Origin of the sequence: Streptomyces sp. HP-A2021, assembly GCF_022807935.1 — a bacterium.
Lineage (GTDB): Bacteria > Actinomycetota > Actinomycetes > Streptomycetales > Streptomycetaceae > Streptomyces > Streptomyces afghaniensis.
Map to the genome: position 1 here is coordinate 3,628,821 of NZ_CP094344.1, position 24,339 is coordinate 3,653,159.

Sequence of the window (24,339 nt, forward strand, 5' to 3'; positions counted from 1 at the left end):
TCCATTTATCAGGCTTGTCGCTCTCAACTCGAGCCGTTCTGCTCGGATTCGCCTTCTTCCACTCAGAGAGTGTGTTGATCTCCCCGACGAATTCCGGCTGACACGTCGGGTTCACCGTGTTCTTCACTTCGCCGTGATGCCCCCGGGCGCTCATCCGGGACGTCAAGGCGGGCCAGGCCGACCACCTGCTGTGGGCCCCCACTGCGAGCCGACCTCCGCCGCCTCGGTGAGCAGTCGCGTCGCCTCGGCCACTGCGACGTTCCGGTCGATGTAGCGCATGGCGAGGTCCAGGGCCCAAGGAGCGAAGCAGTCCTCGCGCCACAGCCATTCGAGCATTCCCCGTGCCAGAAATGCGGCGATGCGGGTTGCCCAGCGGTCGGCGAAAGCCTCCGGATCCGTGTCCTCCAGGTCGATGCCGAGCCGCTTGCACTCATGCCAGCCCCAGATCAGGCGCTCCCGTGTGACCGATCGCGCATCCGGGACGAGGGGTTGGAGCACCATCTCGACTTCAAGCCACGCGGGCCGGTCATCCGCATCCTCCAGCCAATCCCCACCCCACTCGGGAGGTTCCTCCGACGCCAACCGCTTGTCAGGCAACAGCGCTTCGAGAACCGCCCGGGCCTGGGCGAAGCGTTCCGGAGCCGGCTCGTTCTCGATCTCCCAGCCGCCGGCCCGGCCGGTCGTCAGATCGCGTACCACTTGCGGCAGGAGCAGTTCCTCGCCGTTGACAGGATGAGCCGCCCGCATCTTGTACTCCGATTCACGCAGCTTCGCGAGCCACTCGCGGGCCTCCCGACGGTCGCCTTCGTCCACCGACTCGTCCTGTACGAGGCGCGCCAGTGCCTGCTCACCGTGCGGGCGGCCGAGATCGCGGAGCAGCCAGATGTCGTTATAGACACCCAGACGGGCGTGTACGCACGCCTCGGCAAGCGCAGCGGCCCGGGAGGCGTCAAGGAGCCCACCTCGCTGCACGGCTTCCCGCAGGGACTGCAGCAACCGCTGCACCTTAAACGAAGCCTCCCAGCGTTCCCGTCGGGCCGCGAAGTGCTGACGCTGCTCGTCGGTGAGCGGGAGACCGGGCTCATCCTGGGTCCGATCCCAGAGGTCCTCCAGCTCGTCCGGCCAGCCGCTCGTTCTCGGCGGCGCAGCGGCCATCGCCGCCTCCAGCTCTCCGAGGAGCGCAGCTGTACGGTCCTCGGGAACCTGCGCATGGTCCTCGTCGTACGTCATGACACCCCCAGGTGCTCCATCGCGGTCCTCGGATCCTTCATCTTGCCGGAGCGTAGAGCGTCGTACTTCTCAGCCTCGCTCTTGGCATTCCAGGCATCGTTCATCGCCCTGAGCTGTGCGGGGGTCACGTCCTGGCCGGCGATGCGGGCGCCGACCCCGTTGTCCGCCATGCTGGAGGCTGGCGTTCCTTCGGGAGGGACCTCGCCCCGTTTCTTGGGCTTGAACCCGTCGAAGATCTTCTGCCACCCCTTGGTGGAGGCGATCTCATAGCGGGCGACGCGGCCAGGCTCCGCCTTCTGCCACTCGCCCAACCTCGTCACTTGGGTGGCGATGGAGCTCTTGGTCGTCGCGTTCCCCGTGTTCTTGACCTCCACGACGTGCACCTTGCCGTCCTTGCCACGGTAGGCCACATCGGCGTCCGGTATGCCCGTGACGTCGATCTCGCCACCCCGGCCGTCCGGACGTACCGGCGACTCGCCCTTGTCCCGCCGCTCCTTGGTGTCACCGATGTCCGAGTACACCGTGCTGCCATCCGCCGCCTCGTCCTGCGCCACACGCTTCGTAGCGTTCACCTCGGCGAGGTTCTCGGCGAGCTGGTCCTTGGTCTTGGAGTTCAGCACCTTGGCGGCGAGCTTCTCCCTGCTGATGTTGTGGATGTTCTTCTGGTTCACCAGCTCCGAGACGTCGGCGATGGCGTCGGCCGCCTCCTTCTTGCTGATGTCCTTGGAGTTCGGGTCGACGTCGTCCTTGGCCCGCCTGAGCAGGTTCTCGAGCTGGGCCTCCTGCAGGTTGACCTTCTCGTCCCCCGGGAGCCGCTTGGACGCCTTGATCTGCTCCCGCAGCAGATCGGCCCGCGCGTCCAGCGCCTCCTGCTGGGCCTGGCGGGCGTCGTCGGCGTCGTCGCCCGTGCATTCCTTGCCGCCTCCTGCGGCGACGACGATCCGGCCGGCCTGCGGGGCTGCCAGGACGCCTGTGCCGGTGCCCGGGACTCCGCGCAGGCTGCCGCCACCGCCGTACGGGACGCGCCCGATCGCGATCGTGCAGCTGCCGTTCTCCTCGGCCTTCTTCTTCGTCTCGTCGGCGTGCTTCTGCGCCTCGTCCGCGGCCTTCTTCGCGCCGTCGAAGTCGCCCGCCTTCGCCGCCTTGCGGGCCTTCTCCGCGGCGTCCGCCGCCTTGTCGAGGGATTCACCGACCTCGGCCAGCTTCTTGAACTTGGTGAACTTCGTGATGGTCTTCGGGCTGAAGATGCCGACGACGCCGACGACGGTGTTGCCGATGGAGGCGCCGTAGTTGCCCTTCTCCCAGTTCTCCTTGTCGATGAGCGTGTCGGTCGCAAGGTCGGACACGAAGTCCTCGGGCGAGTTGACCCAGCCCCATACGGAGGAGACGTAGTTCCCCTTGTCCCACTCCTTGCCCAGCTCGTCGGCCTTGTCGCCCCACCAGTTCGTGGTGTAGCCCTTCAGGCCGTTCCAGCTGTCCTTGATCGAGCCGACCGGGTCGCTGACGACGTCCATGGTGCTGGCCAGGAAGCTCTTGGTCGGGGCCACGAAGAAGCCACGGACGTGGTCCATGAACGTCCTGTCGTGGCGTTCCTGGTCGTGTACGTCGTCCCAGAGCGACCTCTCGTCGAACGGCCCCGGAGCGAGGGGGACTGTGTCGTTCGTCCCCGCGCCGTCATAGGTGATGATCCGGGTCTCCCATGCCGGACCACCTTCGCTGTTGTTGCCGCCGCCCGTAGCACCGTCGGCGGTCGTGCCTTCCTGGCCACCGGGACCGGCCTGGGTGCCCGAGTCGCCTTCTGTGCCTGTCTCGCCGTTCGCGCCCCCAGCGCCATTTGTCCCCGTGCCACCGTCCGCGTTCTGGCCGCCGTCCGGGTCCGCGCCGTTGCCGCCGTCGGCGCCGGCGCTGGTGTCCGAACCGTCTCGCTGCGCACCGTCGTTGTCCCCGGCCGCACCCGCCTCCGTACCATCGCCCTGCGGAGCGGGGCAGTCCGTGCCCGTCACCGAGCAGACCGCCGACTGGATGCCGTCGGCGATACGCCCGCCGAGGCCGCCCACCGACAGCGCGACGATGATCGCCGCGACCACCGCGATGAGCCCCGCGTACTCCACCGCGGTCTGGCCCTCGTCCCGCCGCCAGCGGATCATCCTGGCCAGGTTGAACGCCCGGCGCTCCTCCCTGTCCTGGGGAAGGATCTCGAACCACTCTCGCGACCGGGCCCGGCGCAACAGCACGATGACCGCAACCGGCATCGCCGCCTGCGTGAAGCCCCGCAGATCACCGTGTAACAGCGTCCCGAGCGACAGCCACACGATCCACGCCTGTACGGCGATCAGTGCGCGGCTCGTCCACACCCCGCCCCGCCACAGGCGCCGGGCCAGGTAGATCCCCGCCACGCTGGGCAGCGAGTCGTACACCAGGATCCCGAAGATCTCCCCGGAGTAGTACGACACCACCGACAGCACGGTGACCACGTACATCGCCGTCAGCGCGAACTGCACCCACAGGAATACCTGCGCCCAGCCCAGCTCCCGTGGCAACGGCGAACGCCGGTCCCAGGAAGGGGTGTTCTGCGCACCCCAAATCCCGCTCGGGGGTATCGGGTTACCGGCACCGGACATGTGTGACCTCAGTTCAGCGGGCGGGCATTCAAGGCGGGCACCCGGCTGAGGCTATGGAGAATCGAACACTGACACATGGGCCCCCGGACCCACCCTTGGCCCAACTTGAACCGCAGGGCCCGGGCCCGTCCCTGCCTGCGGTGGCGCGAGACGGGCCCCGGGTGAGGGGCGCTGGTGACTCAGCTCTCCGTGCGCGGGAAGGAGACCTCGACGCGCCGGTTCTTCTTACGGCCGGCCTCCGTGGAGTTGTCCGCGATCGGGTACTGCTCGCCGTAGCCGCGTACCTCGTAGGTGACGTTGGAGTCGTTCAGCTCCTGGTCCAGGACCTCCTGTACGGCGTTTGCGCGCTGCTTGGACAGGACGTCGCCGTGGGCGGAGGAGCCGAGGTTGTCGGTGAAGCCGAAGACGCGGATCTTCGTCGCGTTCTGAGTCTTGATCTCCTCGGCGATCGCGGAGATACGGGCCTTCGCCTGGGCGCCGAGCTTCGCGCTGTCCTTGCCGAAGAGGACCTCGGCCTGGAGGGCGAACTTGACGTCGGCGTTGGTGTCTTCCCGGCGTTCGTCGCCGCTTTGGTCTTCTACGACCTGTTTGATGTCGAGGACCTTGGCGGCGGCCAGGGTGGCGCCCTCAGGGAGTTTGAGGTCGGGGTCGTTCGGGTCGACCTTGACGGGGGCGGAGGCCGAGGCCTCGGTGCCGGGGGGCACGCTGGGGCTTTCGTCGGCATGGGCCGATACGGCGCCGTAGAGGTTCGTGGCGACCATGACCGAAGCGGCCGTGAGGACCAGGGCGAGGCGTGGTGTCGCCTTCCGGGTGTGTGTACGGGTCATGACCGGCCTCACCCGGAGATCTTGATCGTGCCGCTGGAGAACGTCGGTACCTGCAAACTGACCTCGGTGGTGCTCGTCGGCGGTGCGGGGAACTGCATGAAGACCGGGAGGGTCTGGCCCGCTTCGAGGTTTCCGAGCCCGGTCGTCGTCAGCGGGCGTCCTTCGGTGTCACGCAGCGTGTAATAGCGCTTTTTACCCTTGGAATCCACGATGGTGGCGCCGCCCAGTGAGGGACCGTGCGCGATGACCTCAGTCTCGTCACCGCTTGTCTGCGGAGGAATCACGGCGGACTTGGCTCCGTCGTTCTTCACGGTTCCGTTCACGGTGAGGAAGCCGCCCGAGTCCCTCTGGGCAGAGGTGATCTGGAGGAGCAGACCGTCCGTGCCCTTGAGTTCGGCCAGGGGCGTCTCCGACTGCCCCTTCTGAGCACTCGGCTTGGAGCCACTGTTCTTCGACGTGGACGCCGACGGGCTCGACTTGTTGTCGTCCTCTCCGCCGCCGCCGCAGCCGGCCACGCCAAGAGCCAGTCCGGCCGCAACGGTCAACGCGACCATCCCCCTGCGGGCCTTCGCAGTGAACCGAATGCTCATCTGTCTGCTTCCTTCATCACTCGTCGTTCGCTTGTCAGTCGGCCAGATGGACGTCGAAGAGGTCCTCGGGTTTCGGCAGAACATCGAGATCGAGATCGTCCGGATCCAGGTCCCAGTTCCGGCCGTCCTTGCACAGAAGCCGCGGGAGTATGTCGGGCTTGGCGTCCGCAGCTGGGGGGTCGAAGTCGCAGCGGGGCTCGATCACGGCCGTGGCGGACGCGTTCGATTTCCGGTTCGCCTCGCCGGGGACAACGGAGTCCCCCATGGGCTTGTTGGTCTCGACCTCGACCGTGAAGCGCAGCGGACCTTCCTGATCGGAGCAGCTGATCACTCGGGCATCGTTCCGTTCGGCGAGCTGATGTGCCCGCCAGCACGACGGACCGAGCCCTTCGGCGATCCCGTTGAAGATGCCCTGCCACTTACTCGGGTCGAGTACGTCTTTCACCCATGCGCCCGCGAGCTGGTCCCGCCTGTCCTGGGCAGCCGCGAGTGCCGCCGCGTCGGCTGCGGTCTGGGCGCCGTTCCGATTCGCCGCGGCCTGGCCGACCGCAAAGTAGGCAAACGCGAGGAAGAGCAGGCCCCCCACCACCGTGATGTAGATGGGGAAGGCCTGCCCTGCGTCGCCGCACCGGCGAAGTCGCATCAAGGAGCGACCTTGGCGATCTGCGCCTGAATCTTTCCGAGGATCGTCTGACCGAGGTTGGTACCCGTGATCGCCAGCACGATCGCCACAACCACCGCGATGATGCCCAGGTACTCGACCGCGGTCTGGCCCTTGTCGCCGGACCGGCGCTGCATGGCCTCGACGGTGGTGTTCTTCCAGCCGTTCACGCGGACCTTGGTCGCAACAGCCGTCTTCAGCATCAGGTCGCTCATGGTGTACCCCTCCGGTTTCGGCGGTGCCGCTTTCGACACCAGAAACGTACGGCGGAACGCCCGGTCCGCCAGAGGGTCCCAGGGCCCAATCCAGGGCCCAATCGCACGGGCCCAACGAACTCTTCCCCCATACCGTCACCGATGGTCACCCCAGTCCTCGGTGTGAGCCCGGTGCCGTGCCGAGCCACTTCGCCGCGGCCTCGGAGCGGCTGGTGCTGTGGAGCTTGGCGAAGATGCGGTTGATGTGGTTCTTGACCGTCTTCTCGCTGATGAAGCAGGTGGCGGCGATCTGCTGGTTGTTCATGCCGGACGCGATGAGGTCCATGATCTCCGCCTCCCTCGTACTCAGTTGGAACCGCGACCTGTCGGGAGCGGCCGGACGGCCACTCGTCCACCCAGACGAAGACTGTCCCACATCCGGTTGCACTTGCGAAAGGTTTTCTGGGGAAGTGGGTGGGGGCGGGACGTGCGGGAGACTCATATCGGCTGGTTGAGTGGGTAGTTGGGTTTGATTATGCGGCCATGCGGAAGCGGAATTTCCGTATGCATTCGCATTCGCCTGGCCCAGTCCATCCGGTAGCGGCGAGTCCCCCGGAGCCTGGCCGTGGCCCTGCCCCTGGCCCTGCCGGAGCTGGGCCAGCAGCGCTCCCGCTGCCGTGGGCGTGAAGTGGGCCCTGCCCTGCTTGATGTCCCTGACCGCGTCGACCAGCTGACCGGCCGTGAACTCGCCGTGGACCAGGTAGCCGCCCGCTCCCCGGCGGAGGGCCTCCTGGACGATCTCCGACTCCCTGCTGTAGGTCAGCATGACGACCGGGGCGATCCGCACCAGGTACGGGAGCGCCGAGATGCCGTCCACGCCGGGCATGCGGACGTCGAGGAGGACGACGTCGGGCCGGTGCTGTTGGGCGGCCTCGTAGGCCTCGCGGCCGTCGGCCGCCTCCGCCACCACCGTGATGTCCTCACGGCCGGAGAGCAGGGCGGTGAGGCCGGCGCGGACCACCGGGTTGTCATCGGCCACGACGACCCTGAGTCGGCTCGGCTCTGCGGGCTGCGGGAAGTCGAACGGGTTCTGTTGCGGTGGCGGCTGTGAGGCGCCGGGGTGTGGGGTCGTCTGGTCCGGCATCGGCTGCCTCCTCTCGTGTCGTGGGGGGCGTATGCGGCGTGGTCATGGAGGGTCATGGATGGTCTGGGTGGTCAGCCGTGGGGTGCGGTCAGGGCCGCCAGCGGTAGCTCCAGGCGGACTTCCGTTCCCTTGGGGTGGCCGCCCCGGCCGATGCGGATGCGGGCGCCCACCGAGGCGGCCCGCTCGACCATGCCGACCAGGCCGAAGTGACCCGCTCGGCGTAGTTGTTCGAGGGTGGTTCCGGGCGGAAGGCCGCGGCCGTCGTCGTAGACGCTGATGCGGAGCAGGTCGCCGTGGACGCCCGCGCGGACGTCGACCCGGGTCGGGCCCGCGTGGCGGTGGGCGTTCTCCATGGCCTCCGAGGCGATGGTGAGGAGCTGGCGGGCCACGGCGGGCGGCACGGGGGGTACGGAGTGGTCACCGGTGGGGCGGTAGACCGCCGAGAGGCCCGTGCGGGCGCTGAAGTCGCGGGTGCGCGCCGCCAGTTCGACCAGTACGTCCGTGCCCTGGCCGGGGTCCGATTCGCGGCGCAGGTCCGCCAGGAGTTCGCGGGATTCGGCGGCGGCTCGGCGGGCTGACCGGGCGACCAGGTCGGCCTGCTGCTTCACCAGGGCCACGTCCATGTGGGCGGCGCCCGCCGAGCCCGCCAGACCGTCCGCGGCCAGGGCGACGCCGTGCAGGGTCTTGGCGACCGAGTCGTGCATCTCGCGGGCCAGTCGGGCCCGTTCCGCGCCGACCGCCTCCGTGACGGCCAGGCGGGCCTGGACCGTCGTCAGGGCCTGGGTGGCCGCGCCGAAGCGGAGCATGAGGTTGCGGAGGCTGGAGCCGACGGCACCGGCGATGACGCAGAGGCCGGGCAGGAGGGACGACTCGGCGATGCCGGGCTGGGGGTCCTCCATCGCCGCCTGGATCAGGAGGAGCAGCAGGGCCTGCAGGGAGGCGAACACGGCCGCTCCGCGCCAGCCGTAGACCAGGCCGGCGAGGAGAGGGGTGCAGACACTGACGTAGGCGAGGGTGCTGCCCGGGCCCGCCGAGATGAGCAGGAGGGCCCCGAAGAGGGTGTCCGCGGCCAGGAGAGTGGGGTGGCGCAGGAGAAGGGGGCCGAAGCGTTCCCAGTCCCTGAACAGGACGTAGGAGGTCATGAAGGTGATGACCACGGCCGCGCCCACCAGGCGGGTGGGGAGGCCCTCGTTGGCGTTGATGAGGGCGGTGGGGGTGGCCAGGGCGATCATGGCCAGCCGGAAGCCGAAGACCTGCCGGCACATGGCCTGCAGGGCATTGATCTGGATGGGTATCGCCGGGTGTTCGGGGGCGGGTTTCGCCCGGCCTTCGGCCGGGACCGGCCTATTAGTCGCACCACCGGTACCGCCGCCGCGGCTTTCGTCCGCGGGTGCGGGTGACCCGTGTGGCGGCTGAGCACCGTCGGCGGCCGGACCTCCGTTCGCGGGGACCGGCACGGCCGTGTGCGCCCCGCCCATCGCCCGGCCCACCGCCCCGCCCACCGACGCGTCCGCCCGCTCCCACCCCGGCGGCAGCGCCGGTGTCGCCGACGTCACCGGGATGTCGGGGGCGCCTGTGCGGACGTGTGCCGGCAGGACGGTGCCTGCCGGTGGGGTGGTGATCTCCGGTGTTCTCGGGCGGCGGCGCAGCCGCCCGGTGCGTTCTCCTGTCATCGACATGGTCTCGCCCCCTACTCGCCCGTGACAACGCCGAAGTCGGTGCCCGAGCCGAGGATCAGTCCGGCGCCGAGGAGGAGCATCGTGGCCGGGACCATGAAGGTCGTGATCATCATCGTGGCCTTGGGAACGGCACGCGCGGCCTTGCGGCGGGCGTTCTGCGCATCCGTACGCCGCATGTCCTTGGCGAGGGCGACCAGCGTGTCGACGATCGGGGCGCCCAGTTCCTCGCCCTGCTGCAACGCCGTGACGAACATGGCGACCTGCTCGGAGTCGTTGCGGCGGCGCAGTTCCGCGAAGGCCTGGCGGCGGCTCATGCCCAGGTCCATCTGGCGAAGCGTGATGCGCAGTTCGTCGGCCCAGGGGCCCTCGTACTTCGAGGCGACGCGGTCCAGGGCCTGGCGGAATCCCAGGCCCGCGCTCACCACGACCGCCAGCACGTCCAGGAAGTCCGGCAGGGTCCGCTCGATCACGTCCTTGCGGATGCGGATCGCCGCCCAGATGCCGACCTCCGTCCAGAACGCCCCGAAGGCGAGCAGGAGCAGCGCCACGACGAGCTGGCCGCGCATCAGGAAGACCAGGCAGCCGACCCCGCCGAGAGCCCCGTACACCGCCCGCCGGGCCGCGTAGCGGTCGATCGTCAGGCCGCCGGGGTTGCCCGCGAGGTCGATCTTGCGTCGGTACTTGGCGACCTGCTTGGGGCCCATCAGGCGCAGGACCGCGGGGGCATAGCGCATGCCGAGGCGGTCGATGAGCGAGTCCACGGCGCCCGTACGGGTGGAGCCGACCTCCAGGGCGAGCGCGAGGTCGCCGGGGAGTTTGGCCTCGGCGCGGTACATGCGGATGCCGGCGAAGACGCCCCAGACGCTGAGGCCCATGACCAGTGCGAGAAGAAGTCCCATGATTCTGCTCCGGCCTTCTCAGACGTCGATGCGGGACAGGCGGCGGATGAGGATGAAGCCGACGGCGTAGAGGGAGAAGGCGATGATGACCGCCCCCTGGCCGAGCGGTGAGCCCGTCATGCGCTCCAGTGCCCCGTCCTTCACGCCGTTCATCAGGAACAGGGAGCCCACGCCCAGCACCGGCACCGCGTACGAGGTCATGTTCACCTGCGACAGCTGGGTGCGGACCTCCCGTCGCGTCTCCTTGCGTTCCTCCAGCGTCTCCGTCAGGTTCCGCAGCGCGCTGACCACCTGGCCGCCCGCGCGGTTGGACAGGACGAGTGTGGTGACCAGGACGACCAGTTCACGGGAGGGGAGTCGGTCCGCCAGTTCGCCCAGGGCGTCGTCCATCGACGCGCCGATCGCCAGTTGGTCGGCCACCTTGCCGAGTTCCTCGCCCGCCGGGGCCTCCAGTTCCTCCGCGGCCATGCCGATCGCCGTGCGCAGCGCGAGTCCGGCCTGGGTCGCGTTGGCGAGGATGCGGGCCAGTTCCGGGAGCTGGTTGATGAACTTCTCGATGCGTTTCTGCCGCTGCCAGTTGAGGAACTGCAGGGCCACCCAGATGCCCAGCAGACCGGCCAGCGGGCCGAAGAACGGGGCCAGGGCCGCCTGGCCGATCAGCCACAGGCCCGCCACCGTGGCGAGCATGTAGACGAAGAACTCGCCCGGGGTGATGTCCAGGCCGGTGGCCGCCAGGCGGAGTTCCAGTTTCTTGCCGAGCTTGGTGCGCCGCAGGCGGCGGTCGATCCCGCGGAAGTTCCGGCGGCGGCCGCCGACCTGGATCTGGCCGGTGGCCGACAGGCGGTCGACGAGCGCCTGCCGCTGCGCCTTGCCCATGGCGTAGGAGTGCAGGCCCATGACCGTCAGGACGCAGGTCAGCAAGGTGATGCCGGTCGTGAGCGTGATGAGCGTGTGCAGTTCCATGGGGACGGTTCCTACCTGGCTTCTCGGGTGGCTAGCTGGTCCGCGGACTGGGCGATGCCGAAGGCCTGGGGAATGGGCTGGCTCGCCATGTAGAGGCGGTCGGCGGTGCGGCGCGGGAGGGGGTGGTACTCGAAGGCGCCGTGGATACGGCCGTCCGCCGCCATGGGTTGGGCGTTGAAGCGGGCGACCGTGACCAGTCGGTACGGCTCGCTGCCGTGGCTCTCCAGCAGCGCGATCTCGGTGATACGGCGGGCACCGTCCGCGAAGCGGGTGAGCTGGACGATGACGTCGACCGCGCTGTTGATCTGGTCGTGCAGCGCCACGAACGGGATCTCCACCTCCGACATGGAGGCCAGGGTCTGCAGGCGCATCAGCGCGTCCTCCGCGCTGTTGGCGTGGACGGTGGCCAGCGAGCCGTCGTGGCCCGTCGACATCGCCTGGAGCATGTCCAGCGACTCGCCGCCGCGGACCTCACCGACGACGATGCGGTCGGGGCGCATACGGAGGGAGTTGCGGACCAGGTCGCGGATCGTGATCTGGCCCTTGCCCTCCACGTTCGCCGGGCGGGATTCCAGGCGGATCACGTGCGCCTGCTGGAGCTGGAGTTCGGCCGAGTCCTCGATGGTGATGATGCGCTCGCCCTCCGGGATCAGGCCCGACAGAGCGTTGAGCAGGGTCGTCTTTCCGGTGCCCGTCGCGCCCGAGACGATGACGTTGAACTTCGCCTGCACCAGGCCCGCCAGCAGGTACAGCATGTGCTCGTCCAGCGAGCCCAGGCCGATCAGCTCCTGGAGTGTGAAGGAGCGCGGGAAGCGGCGGATCGTGAGGGTGGCGCCGGTCAGGGACAGGGGCGGGATGATGACGTTGACGCGTTCGCCGGAGGGGAGGCGGGCGTCGACCATCGGGTTCGACTCGTCCACGCGGCGGTTGACGGTCGAGACGATCCGCTCGATCGTCTGCATCAGCTGGTCGTTCGAGGCGAAGCGCATCGGCAGCTGCTCCACGCGGCCGCCGCGCTCCACGAAGATCGCGTCCGGGCCGTTGACCATGATCTCCGTGATGGACGCGTCCTCCAGCAGCGGCTCCAGGATGCCGAGGCCCAGCGCCTCGTCCACCACCCTGCGGATCAGCTGCGAGCGTTCCACCGTCGACAGCACCGGGCCCTCACGGCTGATGATGTGCCCGAGCACCCGCTCCAGCCGCGCCCTGCGCTCGGCGGCGGCCAGCGAACTCATCTCCGCGAGGTCGATCTCCTCCAGGAGCTTGGCCCGGTAGGAGGCGACCATGTGGCCGTCCTCGCCCCGGTTGCCGTTGTCCTCCGGGGAGTTGATGCGTGCTCGCAGGCTCATGGTCTCCCGTGCTCCTCGTTCGTTGCCGACAGCCTCAGTGGTCGTTGCCGACGGCCTCAGTGGTCGAGCGGCATGGTGGCGGTCTTCCGTGCCGGGTCGAATTCCCAGCCGGGGACGATGGACGGGATCTCGACGGTGGCGGTGACCGTGACCTCGTCACCTCCCGGCGCCTCGGAACAGTCGGTCTCGTCGGCCAGCCAGCCGCTGACCGCGATCGTGCAGGCCTGCTGGGCGCTGCCCTGCTGGAGAGACGCACTGCGCGCCCCCGCCCGTGCCGCCGTCCCCGCCTGCTGCGCCGTGTAGGCGATCAGGCCGAGCTGTACGGCCGCCATGGCGACGAGCAGCAGGATCGGGAGGAACCCGAGGTACTCGATGGCGACCTGGCCGCGATCGCGCTCTCTACGGACGTACGCCATCTCACTTCGCCTCCTCGACCGCACCCGCGTGGCCTTTGACCGTGAACGGGAAGGCGATCGTGCCCGGGAAGAGGACGGGGACCTGGAGCTCGACGTCGGAGATGATGTAGCCGGAGCCGGTACCTCCGCAGCTCACCTCGGCGCCGGACCGCCACGCGTCCGACAGCTTGTCCAGTCCCGCCTGCTCGCACTTGCCCGGACGGTCGTACTCCGCCGCCGTCCCCGCCCGCACCGCCTCGTCCGCGGCATTCCCCGCGAGCGTGTAGGTGTAGCCCACCAGCACGAGCTGCCACAGCACCACCAGCGTCACGATGATCGTCGGCATCATGCCGAGGAACTCGATGGTGACCTGGCCGTCGTCCCGCCGTCTCGCGGGCCTGGGCATTCTCATCCCCCTCCTTCCTTCCGCCGCCGGAAGTTCACCGACCCCCGGTCCCCCCGCAACCGGCCCGCCTTCTGGGCGCCCTCGGGGACCTTGACCAGCCCCAGTTCGCCGGCCAGGCCCCACAGGGCCTGCTTCACCGAGCTCTTGCTCTCCAGTTCGTGGATGCGGCCCGCGTCCACGACGCTCTGCAGTTCCTTGAAGTTGGCGGGGACCGCGGTGGCCGCGACGGCCGTGCCGGTGATCTTCTGGATCAGCGGCGGCTGGATCTCCGTACCGCGCGAGTACCGGTTGACGACGATGGTCGTCTCCTCCGCCTTGCGGATCTGGAGCCGGTCCCACATCCGCACCGCCCGCTTGGCGCCCCGTACCGCGACCACGTCCGGCGTCGTGACCAGCAGGGCCCTGTCGGCCATCTCCACGGCGGCCGCCCCCGCGCCGTTCAGCTGGGCGCCGCAGTCGATGACGACGACCTCGTAGCGGGAGCGCAGGGCGCTGACGATCTGGCGGGCGGCGCGGTCGGTGACGTCCTCGCCGCGTTCCCCTTCGGCCGGGGCGAGCAGCAGGACGAGTCCGGTGTCGTGGCGGAAGACCGCGTCGGCCAGGACACGCGGGGAGATGTCCGTGATGGCGGCCAGGTCGACCACGGACCGGCGGAACTGGACGTCCAGGTACGAGGCCACATCACCGGTCTGCAGGTCCATGTCGACCAGCGCCGTGCTGCGGCCGGAGGCCTGGGCGGCGAGGGCCAGTTGGATCGCCGTCAGGGTCGTGCCCACGCCGCCCTTGGCTCCGCTCACCGTGACCACCGTGCCTCCGACACCGGTGAACACGTCGGCGCCGGCGCCCAGGTGCCGGCGTACGCCGACGGACCACTGGGCGACCGCCTGGACGCGGCTGGCGAGTTCCTCGTAGCTCAGGGGCAGGGCGACCATGCCGCGGGCGCCGTAGTCCATGGCGGCCTGCATGAGGCCGGGGCTCGCGTCCGAGGTGACGAGGATGACGCCGACGGCCGGGAAGCGCAGGGCGACTTCGCGGATCAGTTCCAGCGCGGGGACCGGGCCGATGCGCTCGTGCACGACCACGACCTCGGGCAGTTCGTCGACGGACTCGGCGGCCAGTCGCGCGAGGGTGTCGATGAGCTGGGTGGAGTCGACCACCGGTGCCACCGGCTCGGCGTCCGGGAGCTGGCTGAGCAGCGTCGTGATCGACCGGACCGCGTCCGCGTCACCGACTGCCGGGAGGATCCTCGTGGGCATGCGGGCCTCTCACTTGTCCTTCGCGAGTTCGTACGTCCGGTCCTGCTCGGGGACGGTGGTGTCGCTGCCGGGCGCGACCAGCGCGAGCCGGACCCGCTGGGCGAACGACTCGGCGTAGGTGAGGCGCTGGGCGTCGAGGGCGGACAGCGCGAAGGTGATGGGGACGGCGTCGGTGGGCTGCTGGGTGCGGTTGTTCTCGTCCGGTTTCAGCGCGGTGAGTTCGCCGACGTCGAGGACCTTGGCGTTGGTCACGATGATCTTCGACTGGTCGGGGTCGCCCTCGCGCTTGCCCTCGAAGGTGGCGTAGACGTTGACCGAGGAACCGGGCGTGATCTTGCCCGCCACACCGGTCGCCGCGTCGATCATGATGGCGACCTCCTGCTGGCCGGGCTGGAGGGCCGGCTGGCGGACGATCATGTCGGACTGGAGCAGCGAGCCCGCTTGCAGCGTGGTCACGGCGATCTTGCCCTGGATCTCGCGCAGGTCGGTGACGGCGTTGTCCGACAGCCACCGTTCGGGCATCTCGATCTTCTCGAACTGGCCCGTGCTGAGGGTGGTGTAGGGCGGTACGTCGGACTTGAGCCGGTAGGCGGTGACCTCGGGGCCGACCTTGGACTTCACGTCGCTGATGACGGACAGCACGCCGGCGAAGGCGCCGAGGGCGCAGACGACCGACAGGAGCAGGAGAATCACGCCGCGGCGCTGACGGGAATTCATGAACCGTACAACCTCATTGGGGATATCGGTCGAGCGGAAACGAACGGGTGTGAGCGGTGGTCCGTGCGGGCCGGGGCCAGGACCCTGTGACGCGAGTCCCGTGGCGCGCCCTGTGGTTCAGGACTCACCCGACGGGCGTTTGGTTCTCGTGCGGGTTCTGGCGGGGTTGGTCGTGGACGGGCGGCGTGGCCGAGCAGAACACGCAGCGGTCGCCGATGACGTCGATGCCGCACCAGTGGCAGCGGGTCCGCCGTACGGAGGTGACCAGTTGGTAGAGGACCGACAGGTCGGGCAGGTAACTGCAGAACTCGATCAGCTTGCCGGTGCCCCACCAACCCGGTGACTCGGCTGGGAGCGGGGTCTCGCGCAGGCCCTGCACCTTCCAGGACGGGGCGAGGGTGCCCGTGACCCAGTCGGACGGGAGCTGCCCCTTGGCGACCAGCATCCAGGTGCCGAACTCGGGGCCGGGCAGCTCGGCTTCGGGGGTGATCCGGACCAGCTGCGGCTCCGGGTGGGCGAGGACGCCGAACTGGCTGCCGGGCACCCAGGACTTGGCGTGCGACTTCAGGCCGACGGGGACCCGGTCGAGCCGGGCGACGGAGTTGAGCAGCGCCCCGGCGTGGATGTAGTGCACGAGCAGCCGCCCGGCGGAGGCGAGGACGCCGGGGCTGATGTCGCAGGACGCGAGCTGTCGTAACTGGCGGGCCAGGACGGCGAGTCCGAGCGGGGGCAGATCGGGCTGGAAGAGGGCGATCCGGTCGGTCTCCATGAGGGAGCGCAGGGTGTACAGCCGTCGCTGCACGGTGATGGGCGCGGCCTGTGAGCACACCACGATCACATGGCCGTGGTGTTCGACCAGGGCCTGCATGTCTGCGAGCGCCTGCTCCAGCGGGCGCCGGTCGACGTCTCGCAGCACCACGGCGGGCAGGGTGCGTTCGTCCTGTGGCGGCAGCGCCATGTCGGCACTGGTCACGGCAATGGCAGTTGGCACGCGCAGCTCCCCGTTTCCCCATGCCCTCGGCGCGCCGCCTTGTTACCGCGGCACACCGTGGTGACTTCACTGCGTGACTACCTCAGCACTGTATCCACGGCTCTGTGACCGGAGAACAGCGTTTGTGTAGCTGAGGAGCAACTGTCGTTGCACAAGATGCGTCAAAACGGGGCAGGTTGAGCATCTTGCCGGTCGCGGCGGGGGCTCGGGTAGTCCCGGCCGGTGGTCCCGGAGGGCCCAGTGTTGACGGTGGGTCTCCGTTTGGGCCCTGAGACCCACGCCTCCCGCCGGGGTGCGTCCCTACTCTCACCGTCCACAGGCACGTGGTTCGGGCAAGGAGGTGTGCCGTATGGCCGGCGGGGGTGGCATACGGACGTACGGACACAGACCGGTCTTCGACGATCGCGGCGCGACCGGCACCGAGTACCTCGGCATGGTCGTCGTCAGCGCCGCGATCGTCCTGGCCGTCTCGGCCACCGGCGTCGGGCAGCTCGTCTACGACAAGATCGCCGCGCAGATCTGCAAGGTGGCCGGTGGCGGCGACTGCGCCTCGGGCGGGCCCGGGCCGGGCAAGCCCCTCACCGACGCCGACTTCGAGCCGGCGCTGTGCCAGGTCTCCTCCGTCACGGACAAGGCGGGCTCCAAGGCGAAGATCCTCTTCTGGGAGATCGGCAAGGAGTACGGCTTCCAGGAGCAGCACATCAAGGCGAACACGGACGTCAACGGCGACGGCACGGTCGACGACAAGGACCAGCTGGTCTATCTGACCTTCACGGACGCCGCGTCGGTCGCCGCGAAGAAGGACTTCAAACCGGGCATGAAGGTGGGCCGGTTCGGCGCCGACAAGGTGGAGCTCGGGCTCGGCATCAAGGTCACCAACGGCGACACCTGGGTCTTCGAGAGTCCCGAGGAGGCCCAGCGGTTCCGGGACGACGTGGAGAAGCTGCAGATGTACGAGATGCGGCGCACCATGCCCGGGGGCGCCGAGGCCAGTCTCGGCGACAGCATCGCCTATCTCTTCGGGACCGGTCCGCTCAAGGACGAAGAGGACACCCAGAACCGGATCAAGGACCAGCTGGGCGACAACCGGCAGATCACCTACGGCAAGGTGGGCCTGGAGGCCTCGGCGTCGGCGGGCCTGAAGATCTCGGCGGGCGACGAGAAGAAACTGAGCGCCGCGCTCGGCGGCACGTTCAAGTACTCCCCCGACGTCACCTGGACGGACAACGCCTACAAGAACACCAAGTCGTACACGTACTCCTCGTCCATCGAGTACGGCTCCAATGTGGGCTACGAGGCGGGCCCGCTCAGCGGCGAGTACGCGGCGAACACGACGCAGACCGGCACCATCACGGTCACCTACGACAAGAAGACCGGCAAGCTGGTCCGCGTCGACATGACCCGCACCGTCGAGGAGGGCGGCCAGAAGGACGGCGCCAAGGCGGGCGGCGACAACGGCAAGAAGGACGGCGACAAGCGGGGCGGGAACGCCGGCGTGAAGGGCACGGACTCGCAGACCGGCATCGAGATCGTCACCAACTCCGTCAGTTTCGACCCCGGCCCCGAGGGCGACGCGGACCGGGCGGTCGCCGAGCGCTGGCTGGACAGCAACAACGAGCAGGTCGCCACGCCCTTCCAGTACATGTTCGACGACCACGCGCCGACGTCCCGCCCGGGCGCCGACGACCCCTTCGGGCAACTGATGTTCGACAAGGGCAGGTCGAGCCGGATGACGTACACGGGTGAGGTGAACGCGGCCGAGTACGGCTTCGAGTTGAATCTCGGGCTCAGTCTGGGCATGACGATCAGCACGGAGAAGAAGTCGGAGACGCTGACCGACGCCCGGTTCCTGGGGGCGCCCCGCGGGAACGGTCGCTCCTATCTTCCCTACAGCTACTGTGCGAACTGACGAGACGGAGTCCAAGCCGATGAAGACCCGCCGTGCCCTCCTGGCCGCCGCCCTGCTGACGGCCTCCGTGGCCCTGACCGGCTGCGGGAGCTCCGACGCCGGCTCGGTGCCCGTCGGCTGGGGCACCCTGAAGACCAAGGGCGTCGACGTCTCGTATCCGAAGGGGTACGAGGAGCAGAGCGCCGGCGAGCGCGGCAAGCACAACGCGGCCGCGGCAGTGCGCACGGAGGGCGGCAGGAAGGTCTCGGTCATCACCGTGCAGCTCGGGTTCACCGAGGCGAACTCCGCCGAGCAGGCCGCGATCGCCGCCGAGGCGGGCATCCAGATGGGCGCGGACGTCAAGGGCCAGAAGGACGTGGAGCTGGCCGGTGCGGACGAGGCGAAGCGGATCGACTTCACCTTCGAGGCGACCGGCGAGGACGGCGGTCCGGCGAAGGGCACCCCGGTCGAGGGCGTGATCCTGGCCGGTCTCGACTCGACCGACTCCGCCTTCGCGATCCGGGTCGACGCGCAGAAGGGGTCCCTGTCGGACGGTGACCTGGACCGGATCATCGACTCGGTCGAGGTGCACTAGCCATGGAGGTGCCGGGCGCCGGCTACGTCGTACTCGCGCTGCTCGTGGCACTGTTCGGCGCGCTGTCGTGGAAGTACGCGCGGCGGCTGGTGACGGTGGCGCGGGTGCTGCGGCGAGGGGTGCGGGCGCAGGGCGAGTGCGTCCGGGTGGAGACGGAGCCGTACCACCGCTCGGACGCCCGGCGGCACTTCTTCGCCTTCCGTACGGCCGACGGCACGCCGGTCGAGTTCGAGGACCTGGCGGGCTGGTCGACGACGGAGGGCACCCGCGTCACCGTCACCTACGACCCGCACGATCCGCAGGGCACGGCGACGGTGGCGGGCCGGGGCAGCTGGTCCCCGGTACTCCAGTCGCTCGCCCTGGTCGCGGGCTGCGGCATGGCCGCGCTGGGCTTCGCGGTCCTCCTCTACGTCGAGATCTTCGGGAGCGGTTGATGGCGCTCGTCCGCTGCTGGGCCGTCGGCATCGTCGTCCTGGTCGTCAGCGAGTACGTCCAGATGACGCTGGTGTACGGCCCGTTCGTCGGCCCTCGGGGCGTCGGCTCGTTCGGTGCCGCGCTGGCGCTGGTGCACCTGCCGAACCTGGTGTGTGTCGTGCTCGCCACCTGGGCGGCGGCGCGGGTGCATCCGCAGCCGTGGCGGGAGATGCCGGGGCGGCATCTGGCGGCGGCGTGCGCGGCTCCTGCGGCGGCGCAGGTGCTGCTGCTGGCGCTGCGGCCGGGGGTGCTGGACCCGGCGGGGCCGGCGTTGTGGATGTCGACGGGCGTGCTGCTGGCAGGGTGTGCGGTCGGGCTGCTGCTGGACAGGTTGGTCTGGACCTCTTGACAGTGTCGTTGGTCTGGACCATTTTCTTGTCATGTCCAGACACAGACGATCCCTGCGGCTGTGGTCGGGCGCCCTCACGGCGGCCCTGGCCCTCACTGTCACGACCGTCGGCCAGGCATCCGCCGCCGACGTCAACAACGCCAGGAACGCCGGCTTCGAGTCGGGCCTGAGCGACTGGACCTGCTCGGCGGGCAGCGGTACGACCGTCTCCTCCCCGGTGCACGCCGGCACGGCAGCGCTGAAGGCGACCCCGGCGGGGCAGGACAACGCCCGGTGCGCCCAGACGGTCAGGGTGAAGCCCGGATCGACGTACACGCTGGGCGCCTGGGTCCGGGGCGGTTACGCCTACCTCGGTGTCTCGGGCACGGGCACGACGGACGTGTCCACCTGGACGCCGGACTCCGCTTCCTGGAAGCAGCTGTCGACGACCTTCACCACGGGTTCGTCGACGACGTCGGTGACGGTGTACACGCACGGCTGGTACGGGCAGGCGGCGTACTACGCGGACGACGTGTCGGTGTTCGGCCCCGACGGGGGCGGCGGCACGGACCCGGGCCCGACGGTCCCGTCCGCGCCGGGCGGCCTGAGTGTCTCCGGCACGACGTCCTCCTCGGTCTCCCTCGCCTGGAACGCGGTCTCGGGAGCGACGGGTTACACCGTCTACCGCGACGGCACGAAGGTCACGGCGGTCTCCGGCACCTCGGCGACGGTGACCGGCCTCGCGGCCTCGACGTCGTACTCCTTCCAGGTCACGGCGACGAACGCGGCGGGTGAGTCGCCGAGGTCGGCGGCGGTGACGGGGACCACCACCAAGCCGAACGGCCCGGGCCCCGCGCTTCCCGAGCACGCGGTGACGGGCTACTGGCAGAACTTCAACAACGGGGCGACGGTCCAGAAGCTGGCCGACGTGCCCTCCCACTACGACATCATCGCCGTCTCGTTCGCGGACGCGACGTCCACGCCGGGTGCGGTGACCTTCACCCTGGACTCGGCCGGACTGAACGGCTACACGGTCGACCAGTTCAAGGCGGACATCAGGGCCAAGCAGGCGGCCGGCAAGAAGGTCGTCATCTCGGTGGGCGGTGAACGCGGCACCGTGGCGGTGAACGACGCGGCGTCGGCGGCGAACTTCGCGAACTCCGTGTACTCCCTGATGCAGACGTACGGCTTCGACGGCGTCGACATCGACCTGGAGAACGGCCTGAACGCGACCTACATGACGCAGGCGCTGCGGTCGCTCTCGGCGAAGGCGGGCTCGTCGCTGATCATCACGATGGCCCCGCAGACCATCGACATGCAGTCGACGTCGAACTCCTACTTCCAGACCGCGCTGAACATCAAGGACATCCTGACGGTCGTCAACATGCAGTACTACAACAGCGGTTCCATGCTCGGCTGCGACGGCAAGGTCTACAGCCAGGGCTCGGTGGACTTCCTGACCGCCCTGGCCTGCATCCAGCTGGAGAACGGCCTCGCCCCGTCCCAGGTCGGCCTGGGCGTGCCGGCCTCGACCCGGGCGGCGGGCAGCGGGTACGTGGCACCGTCCGTGGTGAACAGCGCCCTGGACTGCCTGACCAGGGGCACGGGCTGCGGCTCGTTCAAGCCGCCCCGGACGTATCCGGACCTCAGGGGCGCGATGACCTGGTCGACCAACTGGGACGCCACGGCCGGCAACGCGTGGTCCAACGCGGTGGGTCCGCATGTGCACGGGCTGCCGTAGCGGCCCCTATCCCATCGGACGGTAGTGGCCGAGGACCCAGGCCAGCTGCGGGAACCACTCCTGAAGCCGCGTCCTGGGCTTGGCCTCCACCACGCACTCGTAGAACCTGCCGTCCATGTGGACCACGGCGACCATCAGCGCCTTGCCGTCCGGGCTCGCCCGGTAGTGGACGCCGCGGATCTCCGGCCAGCGGAACTCGACCGTGAGGCCTGACGTCTCGAAGGCGACGCCGGACGCGTCGACGACGACCGCGTTGCGCTTGTCGACGGCCAGGAAGTCCGGGCCGGCCGCCGCCTGCTGAGGCGGCGGCGGAGCCTGGATGTACGGAGGCTGTGCGGGGGCGTACGGGGGCGCAGGCGCGTACTGCGGCGGGGGCGGGCCGAAGCCCGGGCCGGGTGGCGGGTGCTGGGTCATCCGGCCATTCTCCCGCTCTAGAAGAACTCCCCCCACGGCTGGTCCCAGATCTGCTTCACGCACAGGACCAGGAACAGCAGGCCCGCGACGGCGAGCATCACGTTGCTGAGCGGTCCGTTGCGCCACTCCCTGGGCGTGCGGGAGGAGTTCAGGAGCCAGATCAGCGTGCCGGCGAGGAAGGGCAGGAAGGCCGCGCCGAGGACGCCGTAGATGATGATCAGGCGGAAGGGCTGGCCCTCGAAGAGGAGGATCATGGGCGGGAAGGTCAGCCAGAGCAGGTAGGCGCGGAAGGGCCAGGAGCGTTCACGGGTCCCCGAGGCGACCTCCTCGCCCTTGGCCTGGCCCGTGCCCGACAGGCGGGCCACGAAGTCGGCGAACATCAGGCTCACGCCGTGCCAGACACCGATCAGCGAGGTGAACGACGTGGCGAAGAAGCCGATCAGGAAGAACTTCGCCGTCGCCGCGCCGTACTCGTCCTCCAGGATGTCGCCCAGCTGGATCAGGCCCTTGTCGCCGCTCGCGATCGCGACGTTCGCCGAGTGCAGGAGTTCGGCGCCGACGAAGAGCATGGCGATCACGAAGATGCCGGTCGTGGCGTAGGCGACGCGGTTGTCCAGGCGCATGACCTTCATCCAGCCGGTGTCGGTCCAGCCCTTGGCGTTGACCCAGTAGCCGTAGGCCGCGAGGGTGATCGTGCCGCCGACGCCGCCGATCAGGCCCAGGGTGTTGAGGATCGAGTCCTTCTCGTCGGGCAGCACCGGGAGGAGGCCCGCGAAGGCGTCGGGGATGTTGGGCGTGACCCGGATCGCCAGATACACCGTCACCAGGAACATGACGCCCACCAGGACGGTCATGACCTTCTCGAACACCGCGTACTTGTTGAACCAGACGAAGACCAGGCCGACCAGGCCGCAGGCGATGCCCCACCACTTCAGGTCCATCACATCGGGGAACAGCGCCTGGAGCGGCAGCGCGCTCGACGACATCGCCGCCGCGCCGTAGACGAAGCCCCAGACCACGACGTAGACGGCGAAGAACCAGGTGGTCCAGCGACCGAGGCTCGCCCAGCCGTCGAACAGTGTGCGGCCCGTGGACAGATGCCAGCGGCCCGCCGCCTCGGCCAGGGAGATCTTCACCAGGCAGCCGATGATCGCGGCCCACAGGAGGGTGTAGCCGAAGTTGCTGCCCGCGATCAGTGTGGCGACCAGGTCGCCCGCGCCGACACCGGTCGCCGCGACGACGATGCCCGGACCGATGTACTTCCAACTCGCTTTACGAGGCTGAGGGTGTCGCGACGCCTCGTGGTCCCTGGTGTTTCCCGTGGTCTCCGCCATGCAGGTCAACAAACCGCAAAGAGCCCGGCCCGACAAGAGGGCAGGAGGGGTCCGACCTCAGGGGCGCGGGGAACTGCGCGATCGACCACGACGGACCCGCGGCCCGAAGACGGGCCCAGGCGGGCAGGACGCACCGCCAGGGCCCACCCAGCGGAGCGTCACGGCTGTCGCCGACCACAGCCGTCCGATCCGCACGTGCCGAGCTCGAACCACACGGTCTTGCCCGGCCCGTCCCGGTGGCAGCCCCAGCGCTGGGCCAGCGCGTCCACCAGGAACATCCCACGGCCGCTCTCCCCGGTGCCCGCGTCCAGCACCCGGGGCACGCGGCGTTCGGTGTCGGCCACCTCGCAGCGCAGTACGCCGTGTGCGGCGAAGAGCGTGAGCCGGAAGCGGCTCTCGGCGTGCACCAGGGCGTTGGTGGCCAGTTCACCGACGAGCAGTTCCGCCACGTCCGCCACCTCACCGCGCTCCGCGAGCCCCCATCCCTCCAACTGCCTGCGCACCTGAGCGCGGGCCTCGCGGACGGCGGAGGGTTCGGGGGCGTACTCGACGCTCAGGTGGCCGGCCCCCAGGGGTGGTTGCGGGAACGGGCCGTACCTGGCGTCGGGGTCCGGGAGGTGGCGCCCGGAGAGTTGCAGCATGCCCCCAGGGTGCCCCTGGGGCCGCTCCGGCGCAGGGGGAGGACTACCCGATCCCCTACCTGCTTGCGCAGGTGGGCGGCTTACGCGTACTGGAGGCGGACCGTGGCTCCCCCCGCGTCGTCGCGGATGTCCACGTACGCGCAGACCTGCCGCGCGTACCACAGCCCCGGGCCGGGCTCCGGCCCGGCGGGCGGTGGCGGGACGAAGCCGGCGAGCGGGTCGCCGACGGGGCGGGCCGAGCGCAGCTCGCAGACGCAGGCGGGCGCCTCGCCCCACAGCAGGGCGGTGCCGTCGAGGGGCGCCAGGGCCGCCGCCGTCTCCGCGACGGCGGCGGCGAACAACTCGGCGTCGGCGGCGGGCAGTCCCCGGGTCTGTGCCCAGGCCTGCACGGCCGCGGCGTGCGGCTCCAGGAGGGGCTGCGCACCGGCCGGGGGCAGCGGCAGCGGTACGGCGTCGAGTTCGGCCGCGAGCCGCACCGGGTCCTCGTACACCTCCGTGTCGGGGTGGGCGCGGCGGGCCGCCGCGACGACGGCGGGGCCGGCGGTGCGGGTGTCGTACGCGCACAGCGCGGTCGTGGCCATGGGCGCGAAGAGGAGGTTGGCGAGGGCCTCGTAGCGGATCCACTCGGTGGTCTCGCGGGCCGAGCGGCCGGCCCGGCCGCTCCAGACGGGCTCCATGAGGAGGTGGATCCTGCCCCCGGGACCGGCGTGGGCGGTGAGGTAGGAGGCAGCCTGGGCGACGGCGTTGGCGGCCGAGCCGGTGTACCAGTCGGTGTGCGGGATGCAGGTGACGTCCTTGGCGTCCGCGCCGAGGGCGTCCCGCAGGAGGTCCAGGTTGCGGGGGTCGGCGATGGCCACGGGGGGTGGTTCGCCGGGGGCGGCGAGGCCTTCGCCGAGGAAGGGCAGGGCGGCGGCCACGAAGTCGTCGTCGGTGCCGAAGACGGCCATGCGGTGGCCGAACGCGGGGGGCGTCGGGGGCTGTCGGGTGGTCATGGTTCCCCTC

General features: G+C 69.7%; 25 protein-coding genes. 5 read left to right on the forward strand and 20 right to left on the reverse strand.

The annotated features are described in order from the left end of the window. Nucleotides 1-162: 162 nt before the first annotated feature. The 16 genes from MQE23_RS16335 to MQE23_RS16410 all read right to left on the reverse strand — a co-directional run bounded on the left by MQE23_RS16335 (nucleotide 163) and on the right by MQE23_RS16410 (nucleotide 15,889). Nucleotides 163-1,230 (reverse strand): hypothetical protein, encoded by a 1,068-nt coding sequence (locus MQE23_RS16335; protein WP_020276596.1) that lies wholly within the window; start codon nucleotides 1,228-1,230, stop codon nucleotides 163-165. After that, complete coding sequence (locus MQE23_RS16340) at nucleotides 1,227-3,731, reverse strand: hypothetical protein (protein ID WP_243379474.1); 2,505 nt, start codon at nucleotides 3,729-3,731, stop codon at nucleotides 1,227-1,229. Before MQE23_RS16340 ends, MQE23_RS16335 begins: the two co-directional genes overlap by 4 nt. Nucleotides 3,732-4,030: 299 nt before the next feature. After that, nucleotides 4,031-4,678, reverse strand: a complete 648-nt coding sequence (locus MQE23_RS16345; RefSeq protein ID WP_243379475.1) for an OmpA family protein — start codon at nucleotides 4,676-4,678, stop codon at nucleotides 4,031-4,033. A gap of 8 nt (nucleotides 4,679-4,686) precedes the next feature. Next, entirely contained in the window at nucleotides 4,687-5,268 is a 582-nt protein-coding gene (locus tag MQE23_RS16350; RefSeq protein ID WP_037673073.1) for a hypothetical protein, read from the reverse strand. 34 nt (nucleotides 5,269-5,302) lie between these two features. Continuing rightward, nucleotides 5,303-5,911, reverse strand: coding sequence for a pilus assembly protein TadG-related protein (locus MQE23_RS16355; protein WP_243379476.1), 609 nt, complete (start codon nucleotides 5,909-5,911; stop codon nucleotides 5,303-5,305). Continuing rightward, nucleotides 5,911-6,144, reverse strand: coding sequence for a hypothetical protein (locus MQE23_RS16360; RefSeq protein ID WP_037673078.1), 234 nt, complete (start codon nucleotides 6,142-6,144; stop codon nucleotides 5,911-5,913). The genes MQE23_RS16355 and MQE23_RS16360 overlap by 1 nt, the downstream gene beginning before the upstream one ends. 145 nt (nucleotides 6,145-6,289) lie before the next feature. Next, the gene (locus MQE23_RS16365) at nucleotides 6,290-7,267 is read right to left on the reverse strand and encodes a response regulator transcription factor (RefSeq protein ID WP_020276602.1); all 978 of its coding nucleotides are present in this window, start codon (nucleotides 7,265-7,267) and stop codon (nucleotides 6,290-6,292) included. A gap of 71 nt (nucleotides 7,268-7,338) precedes the next feature. Continuing rightward, on the reverse strand, nucleotides 7,339-8,946 hold the full coding sequence (locus MQE23_RS16370; protein WP_020276603.1) for an ATP-binding protein: 1,608 nt from the start codon (nucleotides 8,944-8,946) through the stop codon (nucleotides 7,339-7,341). An 11-nt stretch (nucleotides 8,947-8,957) separates the two neighbouring features. Next, nucleotides 8,958-9,845 (reverse strand): DUF5936 domain-containing protein, encoded by an 888-nt coding sequence (locus MQE23_RS16375; RefSeq protein ID WP_020276604.1) that lies wholly within the window; start codon nucleotides 9,843-9,845, stop codon nucleotides 8,958-8,960. Between the two features lie 18 nt (nucleotides 9,846-9,863). After that, nucleotides 9,864-10,808, reverse strand: coding sequence for a type II secretion system F family protein (locus MQE23_RS16380; RefSeq protein WP_020276605.1), 945 nt, complete (start codon nucleotides 10,806-10,808; stop codon nucleotides 9,864-9,866). Nucleotides 10,809-10,819: 11 nt separating this feature from the next. Continuing rightward, nucleotides 10,820-12,157: a CpaF family protein gene (locus tag MQE23_RS16385; RefSeq protein ID WP_243379477.1), complete on the reverse strand. Its 1,338-nt coding sequence runs from the start codon at nucleotides 12,155-12,157 to the stop codon at nucleotides 10,820-10,822. A 56-nt stretch (nucleotides 12,158-12,213) separates the two neighbouring features. Next, nucleotides 12,214-12,573: a TadE/TadG family type IV pilus assembly protein gene (locus MQE23_RS16390; protein WP_243379478.1), complete on the reverse strand. Its 360-nt coding sequence runs from the start codon at nucleotides 12,571-12,573 to the stop codon at nucleotides 12,214-12,216. Nucleotide 12,574: 1 nt separating this feature from the next. Then, a complete protein-coding gene (locus MQE23_RS16395; RefSeq protein ID WP_243379479.1) occupies nucleotides 12,575-12,958 on the reverse strand; it encodes a TadE/TadG family type IV pilus assembly protein in 384 nt (127 codons plus the stop codon). 2 nt (nucleotides 12,959-12,960) lie between these two features. Continuing rightward, nucleotides 12,961-14,214: an AAA family ATPase gene (locus MQE23_RS16400; protein WP_020276609.1), complete on the reverse strand. Its 1,254-nt coding sequence runs from the start codon at nucleotides 14,212-14,214 to the stop codon at nucleotides 12,961-12,963. A gap of 9 nt (nucleotides 14,215-14,223) precedes the next feature. Further along, nucleotides 14,224-14,931, reverse strand: a complete 708-nt coding sequence (gene cpaB, locus MQE23_RS16405; RefSeq protein ID WP_037673082.1) for a Flp pilus assembly protein CpaB — start codon at nucleotides 14,929-14,931, stop codon at nucleotides 14,224-14,226. 124 nt (nucleotides 14,932-15,055) lie between these two features. After that, nucleotides 15,056-15,889 carry a hypothetical protein gene (locus tag MQE23_RS16410; protein ID WP_243382653.1) on the reverse strand — a complete coding sequence of 278 codons (834 nt, stop codon included), beginning with the start codon at nucleotides 15,887-15,889 and terminating at the stop codon, nucleotides 15,056-15,058. 382 nt (nucleotides 15,890-16,271) lie between these two features. Here MQE23_RS16410 and MQE23_RS16415 point away from each other — a divergent pair, with 382 nt between their 5' ends. From MQE23_RS16415 to MQE23_RS16435, 5 genes are read left to right on the forward strand one after another with little or no spacing between them, the layout of a single operon-like run. Then, nucleotides 16,272-17,831: a hypothetical protein gene (locus tag MQE23_RS16415; protein ID WP_243379480.1), complete on the forward strand. Its 1,560-nt coding sequence runs from the start codon at nucleotides 16,272-16,274 to the stop codon at nucleotides 17,829-17,831. 19 nt (nucleotides 17,832-17,850) lie between these two features. Next, nucleotides 17,851-18,405, forward strand: coding sequence for a hypothetical protein (locus MQE23_RS16420; protein WP_243379481.1), 555 nt, complete (start codon nucleotides 17,851-17,853; stop codon nucleotides 18,403-18,405). 2 nt (nucleotides 18,406-18,407) lie between these two features. Beyond that, a complete protein-coding gene (locus MQE23_RS16425; protein WP_020276615.1) occupies nucleotides 18,408-18,839 on the forward strand; it encodes a DUF3592 domain-containing protein in 432 nt (143 codons plus the stop codon). After that, a complete protein-coding gene (locus tag MQE23_RS16430; protein ID WP_020276616.1) occupies nucleotides 18,839-19,228 on the forward strand; it encodes a hypothetical protein in 390 nt (129 codons plus the stop codon). Before MQE23_RS16425 ends, MQE23_RS16430 begins: the two co-directional genes overlap by 1 nt. A 31-nt stretch (nucleotides 19,229-19,259) precedes the next feature. After that, nucleotides 19,260-20,948, forward strand: coding sequence for a glycoside hydrolase family 18 protein (locus MQE23_RS16435; protein WP_243379482.1), 1,689 nt, complete (start codon nucleotides 19,260-19,262; stop codon nucleotides 20,946-20,948). Nucleotides 20,949-20,954: 6 nt separating this feature from the next. Here the strand turns inward: MQE23_RS16435 and MQE23_RS16440 are convergent, their stop codons facing one another. The 4 genes from MQE23_RS16440 to MQE23_RS16455 all read right to left on the reverse strand — a co-directional run bounded on the left by MQE23_RS16440 (nucleotide 20,955) and on the right by MQE23_RS16455 (nucleotide 24,329). Further along, entirely contained in the window at nucleotides 20,955-21,362 is a 408-nt protein-coding gene (locus tag MQE23_RS16440) for a hypothetical protein (RefSeq protein ID WP_020272066.1), read from the reverse strand. Between the two features lie 17 nt (nucleotides 21,363-21,379). Beyond that, nucleotides 21,380-22,696 carry an Nramp family divalent metal transporter gene (locus MQE23_RS16445; protein ID WP_020272065.1) on the reverse strand — a complete coding sequence of 439 codons (1,317 nt, stop codon included), beginning with the start codon at nucleotides 22,694-22,696 and terminating at the stop codon, nucleotides 21,380-21,382. A gap of 158 nt (nucleotides 22,697-22,854) precedes the next feature. Further along, nucleotides 22,855-23,337 carry an ATP-binding protein gene (locus MQE23_RS16450; protein ID WP_020272064.1) on the reverse strand — a complete coding sequence of 161 codons (483 nt, stop codon included), beginning with the start codon at nucleotides 23,335-23,337 and terminating at the stop codon, nucleotides 22,855-22,857. An 80-nt stretch (nucleotides 23,338-23,417) separates the two neighbouring features. After that, nucleotides 23,418-24,329 (reverse strand): MEDS domain-containing protein, encoded by a 912-nt coding sequence (locus MQE23_RS16455; RefSeq protein ID WP_037668679.1) that lies wholly within the window; start codon nucleotides 24,327-24,329, stop codon nucleotides 23,418-23,420. Between the last annotated feature and the right edge of the window lie 10 nt (nucleotides 24,330-24,339).

Excerpts from the sequence above, each read along its gene's own strand:
- MQE23_RS16365 (WP_020276602.1), bottom strand. The coding sequence starts at position 7,267 with ATGCCGGACCAGACGACCCCACACCCCGGCGCCTCACAGCCGCCACCG.
- MQE23_RS16420 (WP_243379481.1), top strand. The coding sequence starts at position 17,851 with ATGAAGACCCGCCGTGCCCTCCTGGCCGCCGCCCTGCTGACGGCCTCC.
- MQE23_RS16435 (WP_243379482.1), top strand. The coding sequence starts at position 19,260 with ATGTCCAGACACAGACGATCCCTGCGGCTGTGGTCGGGCGCCCTCACG.
- MQE23_RS16375 (WP_020276604.1), bottom strand. The coding sequence starts at position 9,845 with ATGGGACTTCTTCTCGCACTGGTCATGGGCCTCAGCGTCTGGGGCGTC.
- MQE23_RS16445 (WP_020272065.1), bottom strand. The coding sequence starts at position 22,696 with ATGGCGGAGACCACGGGAAACACCAGGGACCACGAGGCGTCGCGACAC.
- MQE23_RS16335 (WP_020276596.1), bottom strand. The coding sequence starts at position 1,230 with ATGACGTACGACGAGGACCATGCGCAGGTTCCCGAGGACCGTACAGCT.
- MQE23_RS16355 (WP_243379476.1), bottom strand. The coding sequence starts at position 5,911 with ATGCGACTTCGCCGGTGCGGCGACGCAGGGCAGGCCTTCCCCATCTAC.
- MQE23_RS16400 (WP_020276609.1), bottom strand. The coding sequence starts at position 14,214 with ATGCCCACGAGGATCCTCCCGGCAGTCGGTGACGCGGACGCGGTCCGG.
- MQE23_RS16350 (WP_037673073.1), bottom strand. The coding sequence starts at position 5,268 with ATGAGCATTCGGTTCACTGCGAAGGCCCGCAGGGGGATGGTCGCGTTG.
- MQE23_RS16360 (WP_037673078.1), bottom strand. The coding sequence starts at position 6,144 with ATGAGCGACCTGATGCTGAAGACGGCTGTTGCGACCAAGGTCCGCGTG.
- MQE23_RS16370 (WP_020276603.1), bottom strand. The coding sequence starts at position 8,946 with ATGTCGATGACAGGAGAACGCACCGGGCGGCTGCGCCGCCGCCCGAGA.
- MQE23_RS16425 (WP_020276615.1), top strand. The coding sequence starts at position 18,408 with ATGGAGGTGCCGGGCGCCGGCTACGTCGTACTCGCGCTGCTCGTGGCA.
- cpaB (WP_037673082.1), bottom strand. The coding sequence starts at position 14,931 with ATGAATTCCCGTCAGCGCCGCGGCGTGATTCTCCTGCTCCTGTCGGTC.
- MQE23_RS16455 (WP_037668679.1), bottom strand. The coding sequence starts at position 24,329 with ATGACCACCCGACAGCCCCCGACGCCCCCCGCGTTCGGCCACCGCATG.
- MQE23_RS16415 (WP_243379480.1), top strand. The coding sequence starts at position 16,272 with ATGGCCGGCGGGGGTGGCATACGGACGTACGGACACAGACCGGTCTTC.
- MQE23_RS16345 (WP_243379475.1), bottom strand. The coding sequence starts at position 4,678 with ATGACCCGTACACACACCCGGAAGGCGACACCACGCCTCGCCCTGGTC.
- MQE23_RS16385 (WP_243379477.1), bottom strand. The coding sequence starts at position 12,157 with ATGAGCCTGCGAGCACGCATCAACTCCCCGGAGGACAACGGCAACCGG.
- MQE23_RS16380 (WP_020276605.1), bottom strand. The coding sequence starts at position 10,808 with ATGGAACTGCACACGCTCATCACGCTCACGACCGGCATCACCTTGCTG.
- MQE23_RS16410 (WP_243382653.1), bottom strand. The coding sequence starts at position 15,889 with ATGGCGCTGCCGCCACAGGACGAACGCACCCTGCCCGCCGTGGTGCTG.
- MQE23_RS16395 (WP_243379479.1), bottom strand. The coding sequence starts at position 12,958 with ATGCCCAGGCCCGCGAGACGGCGGGACGACGGCCAGGTCACCATCGAG.
- MQE23_RS16440 (WP_020272066.1), bottom strand. The coding sequence starts at position 21,362 with ATGACCCAGCACCCGCCACCCGGCCCGGGCTTCGGCCCGCCCCCGCCG.
- MQE23_RS16450 (WP_020272064.1), bottom strand. The coding sequence starts at position 23,337 with ATGCTGCAACTCTCCGGGCGCCACCTCCCGGACCCCGACGCCAGGTAC.
- MQE23_RS16390 (WP_243379478.1), bottom strand. The coding sequence starts at position 12,573 with ATGGCGTACGTCCGTAGAGAGCGCGATCGCGGCCAGGTCGCCATCGAG.
- MQE23_RS16430 (WP_020276616.1), top strand. The coding sequence starts at position 18,839 with ATGGCGCTCGTCCGCTGCTGGGCCGTCGGCATCGTCGTCCTGGTCGTC.